At 69.9% G+C, this 21,851-nt stretch carries 20 protein-coding genes and 2 pseudogenes; 12 read left to right on the forward strand and 10 right to left on the reverse strand.

All coding sequences use genetic code 11. From position 1 onward, the window contains the following. Positions 1–108: 108 nt before the first annotated feature. Complete coding sequence (locus tag ACFVJQ_RS41265) at positions 109–693, reverse strand: hypothetical protein (protein ID WP_385790907.1); 585 nt, start codon at positions 691–693, stop codon at positions 109–111. Between the two features lie 712 nt (positions 694–1,405). Beyond that, on the reverse strand, positions 1,406–2,284 hold the full coding sequence (locus ACFVJQ_RS41270; RefSeq protein WP_385790908.1) for an alpha/beta fold hydrolase: 879 nt from the start codon (positions 2,282–2,284) through the stop codon (positions 1,406–1,408). 110 nt (positions 2,285–2,394) lie between these two features. Between ACFVJQ_RS41270 and ACFVJQ_RS41275 the strand changes: the two genes are divergently transcribed. From ACFVJQ_RS41275 to ACFVJQ_RS41285, 3 genes are all read left to right on the forward strand, one after another. After that, on the forward strand, positions 2,395–4,332 hold the full coding sequence (locus ACFVJQ_RS41275; protein WP_385790909.1) for a BTAD domain-containing putative transcriptional regulator: 1,938 nt from the start codon (positions 2,395–2,397) through the stop codon (positions 4,330–4,332). Between the two features lie 458 nt (positions 4,333–4,790). After that, positions 4,791–5,165, forward strand: a complete 375-nt coding sequence (locus tag ACFVJQ_RS41280; RefSeq protein WP_385790910.1) for a VOC family protein — start codon at positions 4,791–4,793, stop codon at positions 5,163–5,165. Between the two features lie 281 nt (positions 5,166–5,446). Beyond that, positions 5,447–5,989, forward strand: a complete 543-nt coding sequence (locus ACFVJQ_RS41285) for a GNAT family N-acetyltransferase (RefSeq protein ID WP_385515097.1) — start codon at positions 5,447–5,449, stop codon at positions 5,987–5,989. On the opposite strand, the pseudogene ACFVJQ_RS41290 reads toward ACFVJQ_RS41285, so the two are convergent. Next, positions 5,986–6,758, reverse strand: a pseudogene (locus ACFVJQ_RS41290) (helix-turn-helix domain-containing protein). The gene ACFVJQ_RS41285 and the pseudogene ACFVJQ_RS41290 overlap by 4 nt on opposite strands. Before the next feature lie 258 nt (positions 6,759–7,016). Here ACFVJQ_RS41290 and ACFVJQ_RS41295 point away from each other — a divergent pair. The 4 genes from ACFVJQ_RS41295 to ACFVJQ_RS41310 all read left to right on the forward strand — a co-directional run bounded on the left by ACFVJQ_RS41295 (position 7,017) and on the right by ACFVJQ_RS41310 (position 11,832). Further along, positions 7,017–9,815: a sugar-binding domain-containing protein gene (locus ACFVJQ_RS41295; RefSeq protein WP_385790911.1), complete on the forward strand. Its 2,799-nt coding sequence runs from the start codon at positions 7,017–7,019 to the stop codon at positions 9,813–9,815. Between the two features lie 279 nt (positions 9,816–10,094). Beyond that, entirely contained in the window at positions 10,095–10,382 is a 288-nt protein-coding gene (locus ACFVJQ_RS41300; RefSeq protein WP_385790912.1) for a hypothetical protein, read from the forward strand. Between the two features lie 295 nt (positions 10,383–10,677). Beyond that, positions 10,678–10,827 carry a hypothetical protein gene (locus tag ACFVJQ_RS41305; RefSeq protein WP_385790913.1) on the forward strand — a complete coding sequence of 50 codons (150 nt, stop codon included), beginning with the start codon at positions 10,678–10,680 and terminating at the stop codon, positions 10,825–10,827. A gap of 3 nt (positions 10,828–10,830) precedes the next feature. Beyond that, on the forward strand, positions 10,831–11,832 hold the full coding sequence (locus tag ACFVJQ_RS41310) for an RNA-guided endonuclease InsQ/TnpB family protein (RefSeq protein ID WP_385790914.1): 1,002 nt from the start codon (positions 10,831–10,833) through the stop codon (positions 11,830–11,832). A 143-nt stretch (positions 11,833–11,975) separates the two neighbouring features. Here ACFVJQ_RS41310 and ACFVJQ_RS41315 read toward each other — a convergent pair whose 3' ends face one another. The 6 genes from ACFVJQ_RS41315 to ACFVJQ_RS41340 form a co-directional block, all read right to left on the reverse strand. Continuing rightward, a complete protein-coding gene (locus tag ACFVJQ_RS41315; protein WP_385515101.1) occupies positions 11,976–12,845 on the reverse strand; it encodes a carbohydrate ABC transporter permease in 870 nt (289 codons plus the stop codon). Beyond that, a complete protein-coding gene (locus ACFVJQ_RS41320) occupies positions 12,842–13,804 on the reverse strand; it encodes a carbohydrate ABC transporter permease (RefSeq protein ID WP_385515102.1) in 963 nt (320 codons plus the stop codon). The genes ACFVJQ_RS41315 and ACFVJQ_RS41320 overlap by 4 nt, the downstream gene beginning before the upstream one ends. After that, positions 13,798–15,135, reverse strand: a complete 1,338-nt coding sequence (locus ACFVJQ_RS41325) for an ABC transporter substrate-binding protein (RefSeq protein ID WP_385515103.1) — start codon at positions 15,133–15,135, stop codon at positions 13,798–13,800. The genes ACFVJQ_RS41320 and ACFVJQ_RS41325 overlap by 7 nt, the downstream gene beginning before the upstream one ends. After that, positions 15,132–16,112, reverse strand: a complete 981-nt coding sequence (locus ACFVJQ_RS41330) for a GNAT family N-acetyltransferase (protein WP_385515104.1) — start codon at positions 16,110–16,112, stop codon at positions 15,132–15,134. Before ACFVJQ_RS41330 ends, ACFVJQ_RS41325 begins: the two co-directional genes overlap by 4 nt. 224 nt (positions 16,113–16,336) lie before the next feature. Next, entirely contained in the window at positions 16,337–17,557 is a 1,221-nt protein-coding gene (locus ACFVJQ_RS41335) for an exo-beta-N-acetylmuramidase NamZ domain-containing protein (protein WP_385790915.1), read from the reverse strand. Positions 17,558–17,945: 388 nt separating this feature from the next. Then, the gene (locus ACFVJQ_RS41340) at positions 17,946–18,281 is read right to left on the reverse strand and encodes a helix-turn-helix domain-containing protein (protein WP_385515106.1); all 336 of its coding nucleotides are present in this window, start codon (positions 18,279–18,281) and stop codon (positions 17,946–17,948) included. Between the two features lie 155 nt (positions 18,282–18,436). On the opposite strand from ACFVJQ_RS41340, the gene ACFVJQ_RS41345 reads away from it, so the two are divergent. Next, positions 18,437–19,156 carry a hypothetical protein gene (locus ACFVJQ_RS41345; protein ID WP_385790916.1) on the forward strand — a complete coding sequence of 240 codons (720 nt, stop codon included), beginning with the start codon at positions 18,437–18,439 and terminating at the stop codon, positions 19,154–19,156. A gap of 360 nt (positions 19,157–19,516) precedes the next feature. Beyond that, positions 19,517–20,179: a hypothetical protein gene (locus ACFVJQ_RS41350; RefSeq protein ID WP_385790917.1), complete on the forward strand. Its 663-nt coding sequence runs from the start codon at positions 19,517–19,519 to the stop codon at positions 20,177–20,179. Here the strand turns inward: ACFVJQ_RS41350 and ACFVJQ_RS41355 are convergent. Then, positions 20,166–20,339 (reverse strand): hypothetical protein, encoded by a 174-nt coding sequence (locus tag ACFVJQ_RS41355; protein ID WP_385515108.1) that lies wholly within the window; start codon positions 20,337–20,339, stop codon positions 20,166–20,168. The two genes, ACFVJQ_RS41350 and ACFVJQ_RS41355, sit on opposite strands and share 14 nt — an antisense overlap. A gap of 143 nt (positions 20,340–20,482) precedes the next feature. Here ACFVJQ_RS41355 and ACFVJQ_RS41360 point away from each other — a divergent pair. The 3 genes and pseudogenes from ACFVJQ_RS41360 to ACFVJQ_RS41370 form a co-directional block, all read left to right on the forward strand. Next, positions 20,483–20,671, forward strand: a pseudogene (locus ACFVJQ_RS41360) (ISL3 family transposase); the annotation flags it as partial. Positions 20,672–21,044: 373 nt separating this feature from the next. After that, complete coding sequence (locus tag ACFVJQ_RS41365) at positions 21,045–21,233, forward strand: transposase (RefSeq protein ID WP_385790918.1); 189 nt, start codon at positions 21,045–21,047, stop codon at positions 21,231–21,233. 132 nt (positions 21,234–21,365) lie between these two features. Then, complete coding sequence (locus ACFVJQ_RS41370; RefSeq protein ID WP_385790919.1) at positions 21,366–21,476, forward strand: hypothetical protein; 111 nt, start codon at positions 21,366–21,368, stop codon at positions 21,474–21,476. Positions 21,477–21,851: the final 375 nt, after the last annotated feature.

Here is a 21,851-nt window from a genome sequence, read left to right on the forward strand (position 1 = left end):
AGCACGGGATCCCCCGATTGAAGTCCTGGCGAGCCGTCAGCAGCTGACCTCGACCACGGCAAGATCCCCGACAGAGTAAATGCCTGACACCGCGAGCCCAGTCGTCAATCAGCGCCAGCCCGGGTTATCGGTGGGCAGGAACCTCCCGAAGAGAGACTCGTACTCATCGCCCGACTCAGTGACCACCACGTGGCCCGGTTCGGTGCTGGTCACTGCGTCCCGCAGCCGGACGACGAGTTCAGGCACGGGCACCCGGCGCAACGACAGAGCCGCGGCGACGCGGGCCCGGTGCTCGGCGATCTCGGGTTCGTCACGAACCAGGTCCCTTTCAAGGAGCGCAGCGGCGGCCTCCATGGCCTCCAGGCTTCCGCCACCGGAGAACTTCAGGCAGTCCTGCCACACAGCCAGGCCAGTGATGATCTCCAGCGCGGCCTTCAAGTCGTCAGTGACAACGCCGCCCTGTCCCTCAGAACTCGCGAACACCACAGGTCGGCGTCCGTCCTGGTCATGGCACAGGAAGAAGGTTCCGCCAGCCCAGTCACCAGCGATGGGCTCCAGCGCGGCATCCGAGGCCGCTCGGACCGCCTCGCCGTGTTCGTTGCGGGAGATGCCGAACTCGAAAGACGAATGCAGCAGGTCAGCGATGCCGGAGGTGTCCCGGATCAATGCGAGCAAATGATCGGGTGAGGTCACGGCGCGGACCCTAACAGGAGCCACTGACACGGACCCGGGACAACGAGCGAAGAAGCACCTCGCCGGAAGCGAAGGGCGAACGGTGGTCCCACACTTGGAGATCAATCAGTTAGTTCAGAGAAGCCTGCATCCGCTGCCCGATGCTGTCGATCAATCCCAAGATGTTGCCCCGCCTGGAGGAGCTGGATGCCGATCTGCTGGCCCGCCGCCATCGCGCGATCGACGAAGGCCGGCGCGGTGAGGTCGAAGGCCTCGACCTCACCCTGGGGTTACTGAGCAGCAAGCGCGCCCAGGCCCACCGAACTGCCTCGATGGGCAGGGTCGACTTGGGCATGCCCACCTTGCGGCAGCACCCCCGCCGCGGCGCACGACCTCCGTCGGCTCGCAGGGAGGCGGTGTGCTGCCTTCGGCCGTCAGCTCGCCATTGGCCTTTTGAGCCGTCGCCGTGCCCGGCCGTGTTTCACGCCGGGGTGGCTGTGTCACTCTCCGGGATGTCATTTCGACGCACGAACCTGGAACCGCCGACGCCGACAAGGATGATGAGCGGTGAGCCAGCCTGCCGTGCGGTCCGGGCTTCCGCCCGCGAAGGGCCCGGGACGGACCGATCGTTCGCTGTTCCTGGCCCATCACAGCGCCCGGGACCGGTCCATCGCCGAAAACCTATGGCTCGCCGACCGACCGTGGCCCAGCCGACGAGTCGAGAACGGGAGGCTCAGCGGGCCAGCAGCTCCTGGATCGCCGCCGCGATCTCGTCGGGTGCCTCCTCGGCCATGAAGTGCCCCGCTCGGGTCAGCCGGTGGTCCAGGTCCGGCGCCCACGCCTTCCACATCCCGGCAGCGTCGTAGCCCAGCTGCGCGCCCCAGTCCTGCTGGACGACCGTCACGGGCATGGCCAGCTGCGACCCGGCGTCCAGGTCCGCTTGGTCGTGCACGACGTCGATGCCCGCCGAGGCCCGGTAGTCGGCGACGATCGACGTCACCGCCGCGGCGCTCGCCCGCAGGTACTCGGCACGCACCTCCTGCGGCATGGCGGTCGGGTCGTTGGCCCAGGCGTCGAGGAACGAGCCGAAGAACGCGTCCGCACTGTTGGCGATCATCGCCTCCGGCAGGCCCGGCGGCTGCGCCATGAGGAAGAGGTGGTAGCCGACCGCCGCCGAGGCGCCGTGCAGGACGTTCCACATGTCGAGCGTCGGCACGATGTCGAGGATGCCCAGGTGCGTGATGGTCTCAGGGTGGTCCAGCCCCGCCCGGAAGGCGACCAGGGCGCCCCGGTCGTGGCCGACGAGGGCAAAGCGCTCGTGGCCGAGCGCCGTCGCCAGGGTCACGATGTCGGCGGCCATGGTGCGCTTGGCGTACACATCGGGGTCGGTGGCCGCCGGCTTGTCGCTGGCGCCGTAGCCCCGCAGGTCAGGACAGATCACCGTGTGCTCGTCGGCGAGCCGCTCGGCGACGAGTCGCCACATCAGGTGGGTCTGGGGGAAACCGTGCAACAGCACGACCGGGCTGCCGCTGCCGCCGACAGCGGCAGCAAGCTCCACACCGTCCGCACCGGGCAGGCGGATGTGATCGAAGCCGGGAAGGGTGAGCGTCATGAAAGGCCATCTTTCCTGGTGGGGACTGACCGGATCAGCCTGGGCGACGGCGATCAGCAGCCGATCAGTACGGTTGGGCGCAGCCGACCCCTGGCACAGAGGATGGGGGCATGCGAATCGACGTGCTCGGTGCCGTGCGGGCCTTCCGCGACGACGGCAGCCCGGTTGACCTGGGCGGGCCCCGCCATCGCGAGGTACTCGCCCGGCTCGTCGCCGCCGAGGGACGGATGGTCACCACCGACACCCTTGTCGACGACCTGTGGACCGATCCGCCGGCCCGCGCCGTGGGCGCTTTGCGTACGTTCGTCGCCGCGCTGCGCCGCGCCCTCGAACCCGACCGGCCGCCCCGCAATCCGCCGCGCGTACTGGTCACCGAAGGTCCCGGCTACGCGCTGCGCCTGCCGCGCGAGGACGTGGACGTCCATCGGTTCCAGGACACCCTGGCCCGCGCCCGGCACGCCCCCGACGCGGTGACCGGCCTCGGCGCGGTACTCGCGGCCTGGCGCGGACCCGCCTACGCCGATGTGACCGGCTCCGCGTGGGCGCAGCGCGAGCGGACCCGACTGGAGGAGTTGAGGTTGGAGGGGGTGGAACTGCGCGCCCGCATCCTCCTCGATGCCGGGGAAGGGGCCGATCTCGTCGCCGACCTGGGTGCCCACGTCGCCGAACATCCGTGGCGCGAGCCGGCCTGGGCGCTCCTTGCCCGCGCGCTCCACCGCGCGGGCCGCCAGGCCGACGCGCTGGCCACCCTCCGCCGCGCCCGCGCGATGCTCGTTGATCAACTCGGGCTCGACCCTGGTGCCGACCTCCAGCGCCTGGAGACGGACATCCTCAACGGGTCCGTGCCCCTCGAAGGCGCACGTACCGCGTGGACCGGCCCTGGTGTCCGGCTCGGCCCGCGCACCACCGTGGAGCTGGCCCGCACCCTCGCACTGGCGGGTGGCGACGCCCTCATCCGCTCGCGGCGCGACCGCCTCGCCGCCGTCCAGGCAGCGGAACGCACGGGAGACCTCTCCCTGACCGCCCGGATCATCGGCGCCTACGACGTGCCCGCCATCTGGAGCCGGGCCGACGACCCCGAGCAGTCCCGCGCCGTCGTCGCGGCTGCCGAGCGCACGCTCACCGCACTCGGCCCCGACGGCCCCGCCGACCTGGCCGCCCGCCTCCTGGCCACGGTCGCCGTCGAGAGCCGCAGCGCCGATCTGTCCGGGACCGAGCTGAAGCGCGCGCGACAGGCGGCACGGCAGGCCGAGGCACTGGCACGGGACCTGGCCGATCCCGCCCTGCTGGCGTTCGCCCTCAACGGGGTGTTCCTGCAGTCCTTCACCCGCCCCGGGCTCGCGGCGGTACGGGACAGGACCGGCGCCGAGATCCTCGACCTGGCCACCCGGCACGAGCTGCCGAACTTCGCCGTACTCGGCCGGCTCGTCCGCCTGCAATCCGCCTCATCCCTCGGCGACCTCGACGCCGCAGCCTCGCACGCCGAGGCCGCCGAACAGCTCGCCGCCACCACCGAGGCGCCTCTCGTCTCCGTCCTCACCGGGTGGTTCCGGGCCCGGGCCACGGCCGCCCGCAGCACCGAACCCGGCGGACCGACCGCCGCCACGGCCGCAGCGCACTACCGCGCTGCCGAGGGCGCCCTCCAGACGGCCGGAATGCCGGGGCTGCACCGTGGCCTGTTCCCGCTCGCTCTACTGGGGCTGCGTCTGCTGCACGATCGGCCCGCGCCCACCGATCCGCACCTCGACTGGGGCCCGTACCGCCCCTGGGCGCGACCCCTCGTACTGCTCGCCCAGGACCGGGTCGAGCAGGCCCGTGCCGCCCTCGCCGCGGTGCCCGAACCACCGCCTGACCACATGCAGGAGGCGCTGTGGTGCCTGACTGCCCGCGCCGCCGTACGCCTCGGCGAGCGCAGAATCGCCGCACGCGCCGAGGCTGCCCTGCGCGATGCCCATGCAGAACACGCCGGCGCCGCCAGCGGCATGCTGACCCTGGGCCCGGTGGCGCGGTATCTGGCAGAGGCGGAGGCATGCGCCGGAGCGGGGTGAGCGACAGCAATCCGCGAGCCCCGAGCCCGTGCGCGCCCGCCCCACGGCCCCGGCGTGATCAGGTCGCCAGGGTGTTCAGAGGGCGTCCATCGCCGCCGCCAGGCGGTCGGTGACGGTCCCGGCGCCGCGCGTGATGATCCAGTTCGCGAAGGTCGCCATGGCGATCTGGGCGACAGCCCTGGCAGGGTGCGATGCATTCGGGGCTTGGGTGTTGGTTTGTGCAATGTGCCTTATTCGTTGTGACCCGGCTGGTCAGGGCGGTTGTTGTTCGGGGTCCGGTTCGAGGATTGAGCGGGCGGCGTTCGCGTAGCGGATGGCGGATCCTGTCGCTGCCTCCCCTGTCGGTGAAGCGCGGCGGCAGTCCGGCGTACCGCCGCGCATGCCCGTCGCCGCGGCGGGTACGACCCCTCCCGTACGGGGGCGTTGCGGAAGCGGCTGAAGAGCGAGGGGTGTCGGAAGTGATTCGAAAGCTGCAGGCGGTCGCGCTGGACTGCGCCGATCCGGTACGGCTCGCGGAGTTCTACGCGGATCTGCTCGGCGGGCGGGTGGTCGCGGATCCGGAGGATCCCGACTGGGTCGAGGTGCACGGGTTCGAGGGGACGCCGCTGGCCTGCCAGCGGGTGGACGGCTACCGAGCGCCCGAATGGCCCGGCCAGGAGCGCCCCCAGCAGCTCCACCTGGACTTCGACGTGGACGACCTCGACGGCGAGGAGAAGCGGGCGCTCGCCCTCGGCGCGACCGTGCTGGAGCGGACGGATCAGCTCCGCCCGGGGGCCAACTGGCGGATTTACGCGGACCCGGCCGGCCATCCGTTCTGCCTCTGCCTCCACTGAGTCCACCAGGCCCATCGCAGTCACTGAGGCGCCGCGTCAGGATCGGCCGTCGGGCGGGGACTTCGGCCCCGGGTTCGATCAACCAGGCGCAGCCCAGCGACACGGCCGGCACCAGCGCGTCGACGCGGGTGTGGTGGGTTTGTGCAATGTGTTTGAGAAGTCGACTGGTCCCGGTGCACGATCGACCTCGCCGCCGCCCTCATCTGCTACCGCCTCCACACCAACTGAGGCGATCTTTTATTGGTTTGCCGTCAGCCAGCCCGGTCGGATAGGAAGCTTGCATGCTAAAGGGCAGCAAGGTCGGGCTCAGGGCCCGGCACGAGGACGACATCCCGATCCTGCAGGCCGAGCTCGCCGACGACGTGGTCAACGCCTCGCGGGCCGCAGGCGGACCGTGGCGGCCGATCACGCCCGGCTCGCAGGAGTCGCAGTTCGTGGTGGACGACAAGGAGCAGCGGAACGTCCCGTTCTCCGTGGTGGAGTTGGACGGCGGCACGCTGGTCGGCGCCGCGACGCTGTGGGGCATCGACAACCACAACCGATCCGCGCACGTCGGGCTGGGGCTGCTGCCATCCTCCCGCGGCAAGGGCTACGGCACCGACGTGGTCGCGGTGCTGTGCCACTACGGTTTCGTCGTGCGCGGCTTGCAGCGGCTGCAGATCGAGACACTGTCGGACAACGCCGCGATGCTGCGCTCCGCCGAGCGCAACGGCTTCGTCCGCGAGGGCGTGCTGCGCTCCTCGGCCTGGGTGATGGGCGAGTTCCTGGACGAGGTGCTGCTCGGGCTCCTCGTCCAGGACTGGAAGCCGGACTCGAAGGGCTAGTGTCCTGCGCCAGAGATCCGTCGGCAGAAGTGAGCGAGGAAGTCGAGGATTTCTTCGGCTGTCTTGGTCCAGATGAACGGCTTGGGGTCTTCGTTCCAGTCTTTGACCCACGCGCGGATGTCGGCTTCGAGGGCCTGGACGTCCTTGTGTGCGCCACGGCGGATCTTCTGGTCGGCCAGGAAGCCGAACCACCGCTCGACCTGGTTGGTCCAGGATGAGCCGGTCGGGGTGAAGTGCATTTGGCATCCTCCCCCTCTTTTAAGAGGGGAAGGATGCCAAGAACAACGGATCCGTCGGACAGCTTGAACGTGTCGGTCAGATGCGGCTTGAGCTGGAACTTCCGCCAGATCCGGCCGACGGTGGACTTCGACAGGCCGCTGTGCTCGGCCATCGACTTCCGTGACCAGCGGGTGGCGTTCTTCGGGACGTGCTCCAGCGTCGTGACCACGACCGCCTCGACCTGATCGACGCTGATGGTGGGCGGCCGGCCCGGCCGGGGCTCGTCAACGAGGCCGTCCAGGCGGTGGGCGAGGAAACGCCGCCGCCACTTGCGGACCGTGTCGGCGCTCACCCGCAGATCCCGGGCGACCGCCACGATCGGCGGCACCTCCGGCCCCGCGCACGCCAGCACAATCCGTGCGCGCCGGGCCTGGGCCGATGTGGCCCGACGCGTCCACCGCTCCAACACCGCCCGCTCCTCAGCGGACAGCAGCAGCGGTTCCAGCTTCGGGCCCCGACGAGGAACTGGCGCACCAGCAGCAGAAGTCACACAACAACTAACGATCAACTACTGGCGCAGGACACCAGTAGGGCTTGGTCAGGGGGCCCACACTCCCGCCACAGGGGGACAACCCAGGCCCCAAGAGCGGCCCCAGCGCCCGTCAAACACTCCCGTCATCGGGGTTGGTTGCGCGCAACACCTGAGGACCTCGGAATTACTCCTCCCCGCGCTCCCGGTTGCTGCGATCGGGCGACGCGCGGCATGTGGAGCGTCGGCTGTCAAGGCTTCGGCACCATGCTGAATGGCATGCCTCAACTGCTGGGCAGGGTGTCGCCGTGCCGCCCTGGTTACCCGTTCCCGTCCATTCCGGCCCGTGGTCCGTCGCACCGCCGGGCTCGGGTACCCGGCCGGTCCGTCGTCGCCGCTCTCCTCGGCCTGCTTGTCCTCCTGGCCCCCGCCCTCACCCCAGGCGGCTTTACCGGTCAGGCGGCGATCGGTCCGCCGGCTGCCGCCGTGATCACCGCCGGCCATGACTCCGGCACGGCTCTGGCCGGGTTCATGATCCAGTCGACCGCCCTGGTGACGGACCCGGCGGCCGAGGTGTCCAGCCCCGGCTATCCGACGAAGGGCTGGTACCAGGCCGGCCCTCGCTCCACCGTTCTCGCCGCCCTGCTGGCGGCCGGCGTCCACCCCGACCCGTTCCACTCCACCAACCAGAAGCTGATCCCTGCCGCCGACTTCACGGTCCCGTGGTGGTACCGGTCCGATTTCTCGGTCGACGACAGCCGGGTAGGTCGTACGTATCTTGACTTCAGCGGGGTAACCTCTGCCGCCGACGTCTTCGTCAACGGCCGTCAGATCTCGACGGCGAGCAAGGTCGCCGGCACCTACACCCGACACGAGCTGGACATCACTGCTCTGATCAGGCCGGGCACCAACACGGTCGCCTTCCGGGTCCAGCCCAACGACCCGCGCAAGCACCTCACCGTGGGCTGGCTCGACTGGCTGCAGCCGCCACCGGACCGGAACATGGGCATCGTCCGTGACGTCGTCGTCCGCCGCGGCGGCCCGGTGGTCCTCCGTGACGCCCACGTCGTCACCGACCTGGCCGTGCCGTCGCTGGCCTCCGCCGACCTGACCGTCAAGGCCCGCCTGCGCAACGACTCACCCGACACCGTCACGGCGCTCCTCTCCGGCACGGCCGGGCCCGCAGCCCTCAGCCGACGGGTGACGCTGGCGCCCGGGGAGAGCCGAACCGTGGTCTTCTCCCCGGCCGACCACCCCCGACTCCATGTGCCTTCGCCACGCGTATGGTGGCCCGCCGGGATGGGCGGGCAGCCCCTGTACGACCTCGACCTGAAGGTGACGGTCGACGGGGTCATCTCCGACACCGCACACACCGCCTTCGGCATCCGCGACGTGCAGGCGCCGATCAATGCCGACGGCGCGCGTCAGTACCGGATCAACGGCCGTCCGCTGCTGATCAAGGGCGCGGGCTGGTCCCCCGACGAGTTCCTGCGCTGGGACCCCGCCTACGCCGAGCACCGCATGCAGTACGTCCGCGACCTGGGCCTGAACACGCTGCGTCTGGAAGGCCATCTCGAGCCCGACGAGTTCTTCGACCTCGCCGACCGGTACGGAATCCTCACGATCGCCGGCTGGGAGTGCTGCAACAAGTGGGAAGGGGAGGTCAACCCCGCGGAGTCCGGGGAGAAGTGGGACGCCGCCGACCACGCGATCGCCCAGGCGTCGATGGCCGCCGAGGCGGCCCGGCTGCGCCACCACCCCAGCGTGATCTCGTTCCTGATCGGCAGCGACGCAGCGCCCAACGCCAAGATCGAGTCGGGATACCTCAAAGCGCTGCGGGCGGCCGACTGGAAGGTGCCCGTGATCCCTTCCGCCTCCGGGAAGTCGACACCCGTCACCGGCCGCTCCGGGATGCGGATGACCGGCCCCTACGACTGGGTGCCGCCCGGCTACTGGTACGACAAACGCGAGGGAGGAGCCACCGGCTTCAACTCCGAGACCAGCGCCGGTCCGAGCATTCCCACCCTCGACACACTGCGGCGGATGCTGACCCCGGCCGAGCTGGAGACCCTCTGGAAGCAACCCTCCGCTCCCCAGTACCACCGCTCTCCCTCACCCACATTCTCGACACTCAAGCTGTACAACGCCGCGCTCGCCGGCCGATACGGACGCCCGACCGATCTGGGCGACTACGTGCGCAAGGCCCAGCTCGCCCAGTACGAGAACGTCCGGGCGCAGTTCGAGGCGTACTCCCGCAATGCCAAGGACAACACCCGGCCCGCGACCGGCGTCATCTACTGGATGCTCAACAGTGGCTGGACCTCCCTCCACTGGCAGCTCATCGACCGCTATCTCGACCAGAACGGGGCCTACTTCGGCGCGAAGAAGGCCAACGAACCCCTTCACATCCAGTACGGCTACGACCACCGCACGGTGAGCATCGTCAACAACCGCACAACCGCCGCCTCGGGGCTGAAGGCCCGGGTCACGCTCTTCAACACCGACGGGACCAAGAAGTACGACCGCACGGTGACCGGTGTCGACGTCGAAGCCCGCGGCGTGACCACCACCTCGCTGACCCTCCCCGCCAAGGTCCCGGGCCTGGCAAGGACCTACCTGGCCCGGCTGCAGCTCACCGACACCGTCGGCCGGGAACTGAGCCGCAACGTCTACTGGCTCTCCACCCGCAACGACGTCCTCGACTACGCCAAAACCGACTGGTACTACACCCCCACCACCTCCTACGCCGACCTGACGGGACTGAGCTCGATGCCGCAGATCACCTTGGACGTGACAGCCACAACGAAGGTCACCAGGGCCGGCACATCGACGACGACCGTGACCCTCCGCCACCCGGGCACCACGAACGCCCCCGTGCTGCTCACCGACGTCGACCTGGTCTCCGCGGACGGGAAGATTCCCACGCTGCCTGTCCACTGGAACGACAATCAGATCAGCCTGTGGCCGGGCGAATCAGCAACTCTGGTGGCCTCCCATCGGACAGTCGATCCGAACCGCACCCCACGCGTACGTGTCTCTGGATGGAACGCCCGGGCCGTCACCGTTCCGTCCCGCTGACGATGCCGCATCACAGATCGGTCTCCCCGCTCGGTGGCACCGGCTTCCCCCGCAAACGGCCCTTCCGTGTGAACGAAGCCGAGAGGCTGATGGTGGCGCATGCAGCGGCGCCAGGCCCACCTCGGACCACTGGCACGTCACCGAGCGGCACGAGGTGCTGTGCCAGTTGACCAAAGCGCATCGACGCGATGTGCCGGCGTGTGCACCGCGCCTTCCCCGCCCCGCTGCTGGTTGCCGACGAGGCGTGGACATCGTCGGCGAGCGGGGCGGGCAGATCGTGTGCTTCGCCGACAGTCGCGGCGCACGGGTGGGATCGTCGAGAGCATCGGCCGGGCACTGCGGCCGAACCCGGAGGGCGCGACGAAGGTCGGCCGGATCACCGTGCCAGTCTTCATCGGGTCTGACGAGAACCCGGACGACATGGTCGTCTCCGCCGGCTTCCGTCCCTCGGTAGCCGTGCTCCAGGGCCCGCACTCGCATGATGAACGACTCGTCGAACAGCTCGCTTTCCGCGCCCTGACCAGGACCAGGCACGAGCGCAAGGGTGCACGTCCGGCGCGACGCTGACGGCCGGATCGTCCAAGCCAGTGCCGACGGCAAGGAGCGGGGCGGGACGCCACCGAGGGCCCCAGCGGAGTCGGCTCTGCCGCACTTCTCCAGCCCGCGCGACGCGGGAGGAATCGCCTCATGAGGTCGCGACGCGGAGCGTCGCCGCGTCTGCTGTGTGCCGGGCGCGGAGCGTGCGTGCGGCTGCCCGGCGGGAGCCGGGAAAGGTCAACAACCGTCCCGCCGGTCACCGGTCGGGGTGATCGCCGGACGAACGGCGGTCACGTGTGCGGTGGTCGTACTACGGTCCGATGTCGTGAAGTTGGTGGTGCAGGTGAAGCTGCTGCCGACGCCCGGGCAGGCGTCGGCGCTTGAGGCGACCCTGCGCGCCTGCAACCGGGCCGCCACCCACGCATCCGCCGTCGCCTTCGCCAGGGATCTGAAGGACCGCAACGCTCTCCAGTAGGAGGTGTACGCGGACCTGAAGGTGACCTTCGGGTTGTCCGCGCAGCCGGCGGTGCGGGCGGTGAAGAAGGTCGTCGACGCCTACGCGGCCCTCAAAGCCAGTCTGCGGGCCGGGAACCTGGGACCGCCCACCTCCAAGCGGTACCGCAGAGCGGTCGGCACCCCGATCGTCTTCCGTCCGCAGGCGGCCCAGCCGTTCGACGACCGCTGCCTGTCCTGGCAGTACGACGCGCGCACCGTCTCCATCTGGACCGTGGACGGGCGGATGAAAGGAATCCGGTTCGCCTGCTCATCCGACCAGCTCAAGACACTCGTGCAGTACCGCAAGGGCGAGAGCGACCTCATCGAGCACGGCGGAAAGTGGTTCCTGGTCGCCACCTGCGACACCCCCGATCCGGAGGTGTACGAGCCGGCTGACTTCATCGGGGTGGACCGGGGCATCGTGAACCTGGCCACCACGTCCGACGGCACCAACCACCAGGGGCGGCGGCTGTCGCGCTACCGGCGCTGGCAGGCCCGCAAACGCGCCGAGCTCCAGGCCAGGCGCACCCGCTCGGCCACCCGCCGCCTCGCCCGCCGGGCGCAGCAGGAGCGGCGGCACGCAACGCACATCAACCACCGGATCAGCAAGGAGATCGTGTCCGTCGCCCCACGCACCGGTCGCGGCATCGCCGTCGAAGAGCTCGGCGGGATCCGCGAGCGGGCACGGCTTCGCCGCGACCAGCGGGCCACCCTCTCCTCCTGGCCCTTCCACCAGCTCGGACAGCACCTCGCCTACAAAGCCAGGCGGGCCGGGGTGCCGTTCCTGGAGGTGGACGCGGCCCACACCTCGCAGCGCTGTCCGCGCTGCGGGCACACCGAACGGGCCAACCGGCCCGACCGGAACCATTTCCAGTGTCGTCGGTGCGGGCTCGCTGGCCCGTCCGACGTCGTCGCCGGGGTCAACGTGCGCGACCGCGCACGCTCGGCGTGGGTGTTCGTCACCACACCCGCACCCTCCCCCTGACGCTGCAGGGGGCTGGGTGGATGCGACCCGTGACCGTCCTGTCGTGGGGGGCAGTCGGGAGCGCGACGAGGTGTGAACGACCGAGTGCACAAGCTCGGCCGTTCACGGCCGCGAAGGTGACGTCGGGCGCGTGCCGGAGCTTCTCACTTGAGGCCGCTGAGCATCACGCCGCGGATGTAGTACTTCTGCAGCAGCAGGAAGAGGATCAGGACCGGCAGGATGCTCAGGACGAGACCGGCCATGACGATCGGCATCGTGCGGGTCGGGTCCACGTAGTCCTGCAGGAGCTGGATGCCGACGGGCAGGGTCATCACGTCCGGGTTGGCGGTCGAGATGAGCAGCGCCCAGATGTACTCGTTCCACGCCTGGACGAAGGTCAGCAGACCGAGCGTCAGCACGACCGGCCTGGTCTGCGGCACGACGATCCGCCACCACACGGCGAACTCGCCGGCACCGTCGATGCGCGCGGCCTCCAGGACCTCGTCCGGGATCGAGACCATGAACTGGCGCATCAGGAAGATTCCGAAGCCGTTGACGAGGAACGGCATGGCGAGCGCCGCGATGCTGACGGTCAGGCCCGCGCCCCCACGCCCGAACAGGTCGTTGCCGCCCGCAAGTGGCCAGTGCACCAGGATCAGGAAGTGCGGGATGAAGAAGAGGAACGGGGGGAACATCATCGTCGACAGCACGAGCCGGAAGATCAAGTTTCGGCCGGGGAAGCGGAGTTTGGCGAGCGCGTAGCCGGCGAGCGACGACGTCAGCAGCACCGATCCGGTGATCACTGCGGTTGCGATGACGCTGTTGCGGAAGAGCACCGGCAGATCGAGCTGGTCGATCGCCGCCCGGTAGTTCGACAGGTCGAACGCCTTGGGCAGGAACCGGTACGGCAGCGTGCCGGCCTCACCGGCCCCCTTGAACGACGTCATCACCATGTCGAGGAACGGCACCACCGTGAGCACGGCGCCGGTCACGACCACCAGATACGACAACCACGGGAAACGGCGGCGGATCATGCGTCCTCCCCCTTGCGCCGGAAGAGCCACAACTGCGCCAGGGTGACCACGAGGACCACCACGAACAGCACGAAGGCGGCGGCGCTCGCAGGGCCCCACTGGCCGTACGAGAAGGCCTGCCGGTACATCTCCAGGGCAGCCACGTTGGTCGCGTCACCCGGCCCGCCCTTGGTCATCACGATGATCAGCGCGAACGACTGCAGGCCGCTGATGAACTGGGTGATGCACACGAGCAGCAGGGACGGCCGCAGCAGCGGCAGTGTGATCTTCCAGAAGACGGTGACCGGCCCGGCGCCGTCGAGCGCTGCGGCCTCGTAGTACGACTCGGGAATGGACTTCAGCCCGGCGGTCAGGACGAGGATCGCCGAGCCGACCGAGGCCCAGGCCTGGACGACCACGACGGAGGGCAGCGCGGTGTCGGCGTCCTGGAGGAAGGCCACCGAGCCGAGCCCGAGGGCGTTGAGGACGCCGTTGACGAGGCCGCCCGGCTCGTACATGTACTTCCACACGTTGCCGACGGCGACGACGGTCGTCACGATCGGCAGGAAGTACAGGGTGCGCCACAGACCCTGGAACCGCAGGTTGTCGATGCAGGTGGCGACGACCACGGAGCCGGCGAGCGCGAGGGCCACGGTGCCCAGGGCGAACAGCAGCGTGTTGGTGAGGATCGGCACCAGGAACGTCGATCCGTCCGCGAAGAGGCCCGTGAAGTTGTCCGTTCCGACCGGTTGGATGCCGCCGAGGTCGAACCCGGCCCAGCGGGACATCGACAGCAGCAGCGCGAAGCCGAGCGGCAGGATCAGGAAGACGGCGAAGAACAGCAACGTCGGCGCGAGGAAGAGATAGGCGACGACGGCCTGGCGGCGCCGGGCCCGGGCGCGGCCGTCGACGGCGGGCCCGGCGGAGCGCGTGCTGGGCGCCGCCCGCTCGGTCGTCGCCGGAGTCAGCGCGTTCACCATGAGCGCGACACCACTCGATCGACCTGACGGCGGGTGGTGCGCAGTGCCTGGTCGACCGACTGCTGACCGGTCCACAGCGCCTCGATGTTCTTGCGCAGCAGCGATTTGGCCTGTTGTGCGCCGGGCACGTTCGGCTCCGGCACCGAGTACGCCAGCGCGCCCAGGAAGGGGCGCAGGTTTGCATCGCTGTGCGCGCCCAGGAGCCTGCGCATGTCATCGGCGCGGCCGGTCAGGGAGCCGACCGACAGCTGTAGGGAGCTCATCCGGGTCGCTTTCCCACCCTCCTTGGCGCTTCTGACGTTCACTTTCTCGGTGTTGAGCCAGCGCAGGAACTCCCAGGCCGCGCGTGGGTGCTTGCTGGCCGCGTTGACCCCCAGCATGAAGCCGGTGGAGAGCGTGGCGCGCTTGCCGTCCGCCTCGGGAAGGGGCAGCGGCGCGACGCCGACGTCGCGGTAGTCCTTTCCCATCAGGGTCTTCAGGCTCCCGGTCCACCAGCCGGCGCTGACCACCATGGCCACCTGCCCGGACCGGAACGCCTTGTAGACGTTGACACCGGGGGCGCTCGCACCTCTGACGACGAGGCGGTGCTCCAGATCGAACACGGCCCGTCCGGCCGGCGAGTCGATGGCGGTGCTCCTGCCGTCCTCGGAGACGAACCGGCCGCCGGCGGCGTTGAGCAGGGCAAGTGTCTGGCCGACGGTGGTGGAGTCGTCAACGGTCGACAGCCCGAAGCCCTGGACCAGTGTGTTGCCGTACCGGTCCCGCCGGGCGGTGCGGTAGGCGGTCTCCTCCAGCTCCCGCCAGGTGCGTGGCGGGCCGTCGATGCCGGCTTCGCGCAGCAGCCGCTTGTTGTAGTAGAGGGCGTACGTCTGCACCTCGGTGGGGTAGCCGTAGACCTGGCCGCCCACCGAGGCGGCGTCGACCGCAGCTTCGCTGTAGCCGCGTGTGATCTCCTCGGCGTGCTCCCACGGAGCGGGCCGCAGGACGCCGGCCTGGACCAGCTGGCCGTTCCACAAGCAGTACGGGTGGAGGATGTCGGCGCCCAGGCCTGCGGCCTGCCGGACCATGAACGTGGTCAGCAGGTCCGTGAACTCGACGGCCTTGGTCTGCACCTTGACCCGGTCGTGGCTGGCGTTCCACTCGTCGACCGGGCCCTGTAGGGCCTCCTTGAGCACCCCGCTCGCGTAGTGGGAGAGCAGCGTGAGGACGATCGGATCCCCGGGCCGCCCGGTGCCCTGGTGCGATGCGCATCCGGAGGCGAGCAGCGCCGAGGGGAGCGCAAGCGCGAAGTGGCGGCGGCTCAGGCCGCTGGTGCGGCGTGCCGGCGTCATCCAGCAACCTCCCGGCGCATCACGCGGAACACCCGGGTCGTGGTGAAGCCGGTCTTGCGGTACATGTGGCCTGCCGGGGACTGCGCGCCGGTCCACAGGAACCACGCGGAGTGCGCGCGGCGCGCCCGCATCCTCTCCAGGACCAGGTGCAGGAGGACCTCGCCGAGTCCGATGCCGCGCATCTCCTCCAGCACGCCGATCGGGCCGAACCGCTCGTCCACCGCGTCGAACGCCCCGTGCATCGCCCAGCCGACCATGCGGCCCGAAGGGTCCCGGACGACGACGATCCGGTCGAGCGGTGTGCCCGCGGCCAGACACGCCCGGATCGTACACGCCCAGTCCGGACCGAAGTGGCTCCCGGCGAGCGCGAACAGATCCACCAGGTCGTCGTCGGACGGGGTGGCGAACCGGTAGCCCTGCGCCGTCAGTTCCTCCACGCGGCGCGCGACGTCCTCCGGGAAGCGATAGCCCACCAGGCCACGGTCCATCGCCTCCGCCTCGTACAGCGTGCGAAAGCCCAGGGACCGAAGGAGCAGGGCCGCTTCCGGGTACGTCTCGGCGTCCAGGCCGGGCAGGACGTAGTTCGGGGTGTACGAAGAGAAGTCCACCCGGGTGCGGCCGTGGCGGTGCAGCCAGTCGAGGGCGTCGGCCAGCAGCCGGCGGCCGAGGCCGCGCCTGCGGGCGGCCGGGTCGACGAAGAAGAACGGGATCCAGCCCTGCTCCGGCTCCAGGTCGGTGCCGGTCATCGGCGTCAGACGGCGCACCGCGTAGGCCGCACCGACGACACGGTCCCCCTCGACGGCAACCCGAAGACCCTCCGGATCGAAGTTGGCGTCGAGCAGCACCAGGGAGCGGAAGCGGTCCGCAGTGACGGGGTCGGCCGGCGCACTGCGCCGCCACACCTCCACCACCTGCGGTCCGTCGCCCGCGCGAAAGCCACGGATGTCGGCCCGGGATGTCGTTGTGCGATCGGTCATCGGCGGGGTTGTCCTTCCATACACCGGTCAGGGACGGTGTCGAGCGTCGCCTGCAGAGCTGCTGCGGTCTGGTGTGGGATGCGCTGCGCCACGGCGATCAGGGTTCGGTTCATGAGGGCGCGTGGGGCGATGAGGCGGTCCGCGCCCGGCTGCTCGGTGGGGGCGGGTGGCTCGGCCCAGGGTGTCCGTGGCGGCTGTCGGCTCTGCGTCAGCGTCCGCTTCCGTCAGGGGAACAGCAGCAGGTCGCGCGGTGCGGCAGCAGATCTCAGGGATATAGCGGCATGTCGTCGCCGGCCCATCGGCCGGGTGGCGTCGGCAGTGGGTCGTCGCCCGCGTCGACGGCACGCCGTAAACGGTCGGACCCCCCACAGCAGGTCGATGAAGGGACGTTGGTCGCTGCCCTCCATACCGCTGTCAGCAGCGCGCCACGCGAAGTGGTCCGGGTACAGCCGCCGCGGCGTATTGAGCATCGCCACGGCGGTACGTACGGGAGCGAAGACCTCGCGGTCGGTGACATGGAGCTGGACTCCGCGCAGCAGCCGCCCGGCGTGTTTGTGGAACGCCGGTACGAACCACAGAACAGGGAAGTGCACACCCGGCAGGTCGAGCTCGGCGAGCGAGGGCGCGAACCGCGCGTCGATGTACGGGGCTCCGACGATCTCGAAGGGCTGCGTGGTGCTCCGGCCCTCCGAGAGGTTCCTGCCCTCGAACAGGCACGTCCCGTGGACGGTGGCCGTAGCGGGCGTCGGGATGCTCGGCGAGGGCGCGACCCACGGCAGGGCGGTTGCCTCCGCGTCCATGGCACGCTGCCGGTTGACGACCTGGATCACCGTCAAGTCGACTGTACTGCTCGCTACATGGGACACGACCGCGGCGTTGCGATACCAGGCGAGCTCGCCGCAGGTGAGCCCGTGCCGGACGGATACCGCGGCGCGCCCGAAGAAGCTGGCCCACGTCGGGGCGAGCAGCGGGCCCTTGCTGACGAGTCCACCGAGGGGATCGGGCCGATCGGCGACCACGAACCGTACGCCCGTACGGGCCGCCGAGACCATCAGGTCGAAGATGGTCCACACGCAGGTGTAGAACCTGGCCCCGATGTCCTGCAGGTCGTACACCAGGGCGTCGACACCTCTGTCGAGCAGCAGTTTGTCGACGTGCTCGCCGCTGCACCGGTGCGTGTCGTGAACCGGCAGACCGGTGGCGGGATCCGCATGAGCGGCCTCGCTCTCGCCGCCCTGACTGCTCCTGTGCAGTCCGTGCTCGGGACCGAACCGGGCGATCAGCCGCGCGCCGACCTCAAGCAGCGCGGGTGCGGCCGGGCGCAGGTCGGGCAGAACGCCGGTGTGGTTGGTGACCAGCTCGAGTCGGCCGGGCCAGGCGAGTCCGGGCGAGGCGTGCAGTCGTGCGATCCCGGTCGTCACCGCGACGTGGTCGTCCGTGCTCATCCTTTGCCCCGTCTGCCAGTGACATCTCGAAGCCACGGCAAGAAATCTACTGGTATGTCCTGTAGTTACGCAATTGTCGACTACTGCAGCGGCAGCAACCTCGTCGCAGCCGGCCACGCGGTCCTGGGCAAAGACCGCGGCTACCACGCTGCACCGGGCCGCGACGACGTCGGCGCCGGCACCATCCTCCAGGCCGACGGTGACGAAGACGTTCACGCTTTCTGGCAGCGCTGTTCATCGGCTGCGTGGCGGAGGTCTTACCGCTCCTCAGCGGCAGCCCGCTGGCCGGAGCCGTCCTTGTCGGGCTGACCGGCGGGGGCGCCAGCGTCCCCGTGTTGCGCTCCCTGATCCGGTAACTGGGAAGGGGCCGGAGGGTTGTGCCACATGGTCACCGGGGTCCAGGTAGGGCCAGGCCCCGGTCGCCTGACACGAGAGCGTCGCGGCCAACCCTCAGCTCGGGCACGTACTTGTACAGCGTCGTGCGGGAGACGCCCAGCAGCTTCGCGATTGAGGTGACCGTGTTCTCTGGTGGTGTGAGTAGCGCGCGGGCGTGCCGGATCTGCTCCGCGTTCATCGCCGGCGGCCGACTGGCTTCGTTCACTTTCAGCAGCAGCGTTTGTCTGCCGGTTCGGGGAGCAGTTGGTGATCTCTGAGCCCGTGGATGTTCGCGAGAAATGACGTCGGTACCTGAACTTGGTGGCTGACGGGGCCGTCGCTCGGCCATGGCATGCCCGCTACGAGTCGAGGTCCCGACTCGGGGCCTCGGAAACGCGGCGCGTTCGGATCAACAGCCCCGGCGGCTGGGCATCATCTGTTGGTATGAGCGCGTGTGCGCGATCAGGCTTCGATGCCAGCCGCGGTGCCGGGGGGAGGCTCACCATGAATGACTGGACCGAATCCGAGCTGCGGGTCCTCCAGGCCATGGCGACGGGCACGCCGGTCGACTTGCGCTCCGTACGGAGCGTGCGCCTGCGCGCTGAACGGCTGGTCGACATGCTCACCGGCACCGGCCGCGCCGCCGACATGGAGCCCAGGGCACTCAAGGTGCGGGGCGCCCGGATCACTGGCGCGTTCGACCTGGAGGCGCGCGCCCTGCTGTGTCCCGTGCTGCTGCGTGACTGCCACTTCGACGAGCCGGTAATCCTCAGCGAGGCCACCGCCCCTGCGATCCGCCTTCCCGGCTGCCACCTTGCCGCCCTTACCGCCGAGCAGTTGCGGACCACCGGCAGTCTGGAGCTCAACGACGGATTCTCGGCGGCGGGCGGGATACGCCTGTCCGGTGCCGGAGTCGGCGGCTCCCTCAATCTGTCCGGGGCACGTCTCATCGGTACCGGCGGCCGTCCGGCGCTCCACGCCGACGGCATCGCCGTGGAGCAGAGCCTGCTCTGCCGGGACGGCTTCAGTGCCGAGGGCGAGGTACGGCTCGTCGGTGCTCGCGTCGGCGGAGTGATCAGCTTTGACGGCGCGTCACTGCGCAACGCGGGCGGGCGGGTGGGCGCTGTACGCAGTCCGGCTCAGCGCCGAGGGCGACCTGCACTGCCGCCGGGGCTTCACAGCCGAGGGGGAGTTACGGCTGTCCGGTGCCCGGATCGGCGGTGAGCTCAGCTTCGACGGGGCCACGCTGACGAGCCCCGGCGGTCGCGCCCTGTGGGCCGAACGCCTCTCCGTGGCCCAGGACATGCTCTGCCGGGACGGCTTCACCGCGCTGGGCGGGATCCGCATGCCCCGGGCCCGCATCGGCGGTGACTTCAATCTCGACAGCGCCGGGCTGGTCAACCCGGGCGGTGACGCCCTGTGGGCGACTGGCTCGTCGTTGAGGAGGCCATGCGGTGCCGGGACCGTTTCACCGCTGAGGGAACGCTCCTGCTGGTTGGCGCCCGCATCACGCACCTATCACTCAAGGACGACGCCCGCCTCACCAGTCCACAACGCCTGGCTCTGGACCTTGAAGGGGCGCGCGTGGACAGCCTGGTCCTGCGTCCCGGGCAGCGCCCGGAGGGCGGCATCGACCTCACCGACGCACGCGTCGGAACGCTCAGCGACGACCACACCAGCTGGCCAACCACGCCCAGGCTGCTACTGCGGGGCTTCACCTACGACACCCTGTCGAACAACGACATCGACGTCCACGCCCGGCTGCGCTGGCTACGGCTTCACTCGGAGGGGTACGTCCGCCAGATCTACGACCAGCTCGCCGCCGCCTACCGCCGCGCCGGCGACGACGAGGCCGCCCGGCAGGTCGAGATCGCCAGGCTGTGGCGGCACCGGGGCACGCTGCACCCCGCCCGGCGCATCGCGAACTGGATCCTGTACCTGACCGTCGGCTACGGCCATCGCACCTGGCTGGCCGCCCTCTGGCTCGCGGGCCTGCTTACGCTCGGCACCTGCGTCTTCGCCCGCGCCCACCCCGGCCACATCACCCCGTCCGGCGACCGTCCCCCGCCCTTCGACGCGCTCGGCTACACCCTGGACGTCCTGCTGCCCATCGTGGACCTTGGACAGCAGCGCGCCTGGGTGGCGAACGGCGCCGCCATGTACTGGGGCTGGGCACTGACCGCCGCCGGATGGGTACTGACCACAGCCGTGGTCGCCGGGCTGACCGGCGTTCTCAAGCGCGGCTGACGGCAGCGCGGCCGACGGCGTCCGGCTCACGGAACCACGCCATCGGCACTGTCCCGGCAGGCGAGCGGTGCGCCTTCTTCTCGCTGCTCAGCGGCTCCCCATGGCCTTTCTGACCGGCCGCCACGACCTTGTACTTGCGCTCGGTCTCCCGCATCGTCATGCCGCTGCGGTGGTCGCGCCGGATCGCCGCGTACCGGTGTTCGATTGCGGGGGGCTCAGCTCTGTGTGAGACCGCGTACGCCTCCCCGCCTCACGGCCGGGAATGACGCTCCGTCAGCTCGGTGACCGGTGACGGTGCCGACCATGCAGGCCGACACAACGTTCTGGGACTCGCTCGTGTTCGACGGCATCGACGACGTGGACGTCGAAGCAGTGACCGCCGCCTTCGGCACGGTCGACGTCACGGCCAGAGGCCGGGCAGCCAGTGCAGCATGTCCGGACTGCGGCCGCTCCTCGAGCCGAGTGCACGACTCCTACCAGCGCAGACTGAAGGATCTGCCGCTCGCTGGGCAGAGCGTCGTGATCCATCTGACGGCCCGGCGTTTCATCTGCGGCACCGACAGCTGCCCGCGCCGCACGTTCGCCGAGCCGTTCGCGCAGCTGACCGCCCCGTACGCACGCTTCACCACGCGGCTCAACCACGTCCTGGAGCGCCTCGGGCTCGCACTTGCCGGACGGGCCGGCGCCCGGCTGCCCGACCCGCAGCCCAGCACGCCGCGCGTGCTGGGCGTGGACGATTTCGCGACCCGCCGCGGCCAGACCTACTCCACCGTCTTGACCTGCGGAGAAACCCATCGCGTCGTCGACGTTCTCCCGACGCGCGACTCCGGGCCGCTGGCCGTGTGGCTGGCCACCCACCCGGGGTGTGGAGATCATCTGCCGGGACCGAGCGGGCGCCTATGCCGAGGGCGCACGGCTCGGTGCTCCCACCGCGACCCAGGTCGCCGACCGATTCCACCTGTGGCAGGGCATCGGCCGGGCCGTGGAAACCTGCGTCGCTGCCCACCGCGAGTGCCTGAGTACACCAACGCCCTCTGCAAAAGCGGGATGTTGAGGCGTCGAACGACAACTCGGTGCACGTCGGACCGGACCCTGACGGCCGACGGGCCCAGCGCAAGAAGGCCGCACACGCCCTGGTCACGAACTGCTCGCCCAAGGCTACTCGCGCCGGGCGATCGCTCGGCATCTGGGCTGGGGGCTCAACACCGTGCTGCGCTACGCACGCGCCGCCAACTGGCAGGACACCCTTCGGGAGAACCGGCCCCGGCCCAGCCGACTGGACCCCTACAAGCCCTAATTCGTTGGTAGCGGCACCGGCGCGGCTTCTTGGAGCACTGCCGGACTGTTCGAGTACGGGACTGTGACGCCTTCCTGGACCCAGGCTGATGAGGCCTTCACTGAGAGCGGCGCACGGCCCCAGTGCTCGAGGTGATGGCGGGCGCGTGGACGCCAGGCGGACAACCTATACAAGCCCCGGCCTGCGAGGCCTCTAGGTAGAGCGGTGACGTTCGTCGTCTTCACGGCCGCCACCACCCGCGGCGTATTCACTCGTTGGAGTTGGTGGTGCGAGCCCGTTTCACGGTGACCTCTTACCAATCCCGAGCCTCGAGCTCTGGACAAGACCGAGGCCCGTGGGACGCGCTGGTGCTGCGAACGGCTTGTGAGATGTCGG

The organism is Streptomyces sp. NPDC127197, assembly GCF_042672405.1.
Classification (GTDB): domain Bacteria; phylum Actinomycetota; class Actinomycetes; order Streptomycetales; family Streptomycetaceae; genus Streptomyces; species Streptomyces flavusporus.

What these genes read in the sequence shown, in the direction of transcription:
- ACFVJQ_RS41340 (WP_385515106.1), bottom strand. Translation starts at nt 18,281, where the DNA reads ATGGCCGAGCGACGGCCCCGTCAGCCACCAAGTTCAGGTACCGACGTC.
- ACFVJQ_RS41285 (WP_385515097.1), top strand. Translation starts at nt 5,447, where the DNA reads ATGCTAAAGGGCAGCAAGGTCGGGCTCAGGGCCCGGCACGAGGACGAC.
- ACFVJQ_RS41325 (WP_385515103.1), bottom strand. Translation starts at nt 15,135, where the DNA reads ATGACGCCGGCACGCCGCACCAGCGGCCTGAGCCGCCGCCACTTCGCG.
- ACFVJQ_RS41270 (WP_385790908.1), bottom strand. Translation starts at nt 2,284, where the DNA reads ATGACGCTCACCCTTCCCGGCTTCGATCACATCCGCCTGCCCGGTGCG.
- ACFVJQ_RS41335 (WP_385790915.1), bottom strand. Translation starts at nt 17,557, where the DNA reads ATGAGCACGGACGACCACGTCGCGGTGACGACCGGGATCGCACGACTG.
- ACFVJQ_RS41330 (WP_385515104.1), bottom strand. Translation starts at nt 16,112, where the DNA reads ATGACCGATCGCACAACGACATCCCGGGCCGACATCCGTGGCTTTCGC.
- ACFVJQ_RS41315 (WP_385515101.1), bottom strand. Translation starts at nt 12,845, where the DNA reads ATGATCCGCCGCCGTTTCCCGTGGTTGTCGTATCTGGTGGTCGTGACC.
- ACFVJQ_RS41275 (WP_385790909.1), top strand. Translation starts at nt 2,395, where the DNA reads ATGCGAATCGACGTGCTCGGTGCCGTGCGGGCCTTCCGCGACGACGGC.
- ACFVJQ_RS41355 (WP_385515108.1), bottom strand. Translation starts at nt 20,339, where the DNA reads ATGACGATGCGGGAGACCGAGCGCAAGTACAAGGTCGTGGCGGCCGGT.
- ACFVJQ_RS41345 (WP_385790916.1), top strand. Translation starts at nt 18,437, where the DNA reads ATGAATGACTGGACCGAATCCGAGCTGCGGGTCCTCCAGGCCATGGCG.
- ACFVJQ_RS41320 (WP_385515102.1), bottom strand. Translation starts at nt 13,804, where the DNA reads ATGGTGAACGCGCTGACTCCGGCGACGACCGAGCGGGCGGCGCCCAGC.
- ACFVJQ_RS41295 (WP_385790911.1), top strand. Translation starts at nt 7,017, where the DNA reads ATGCCTCAACTGCTGGGCAGGGTGTCGCCGTGCCGCCCTGGTTACCCG.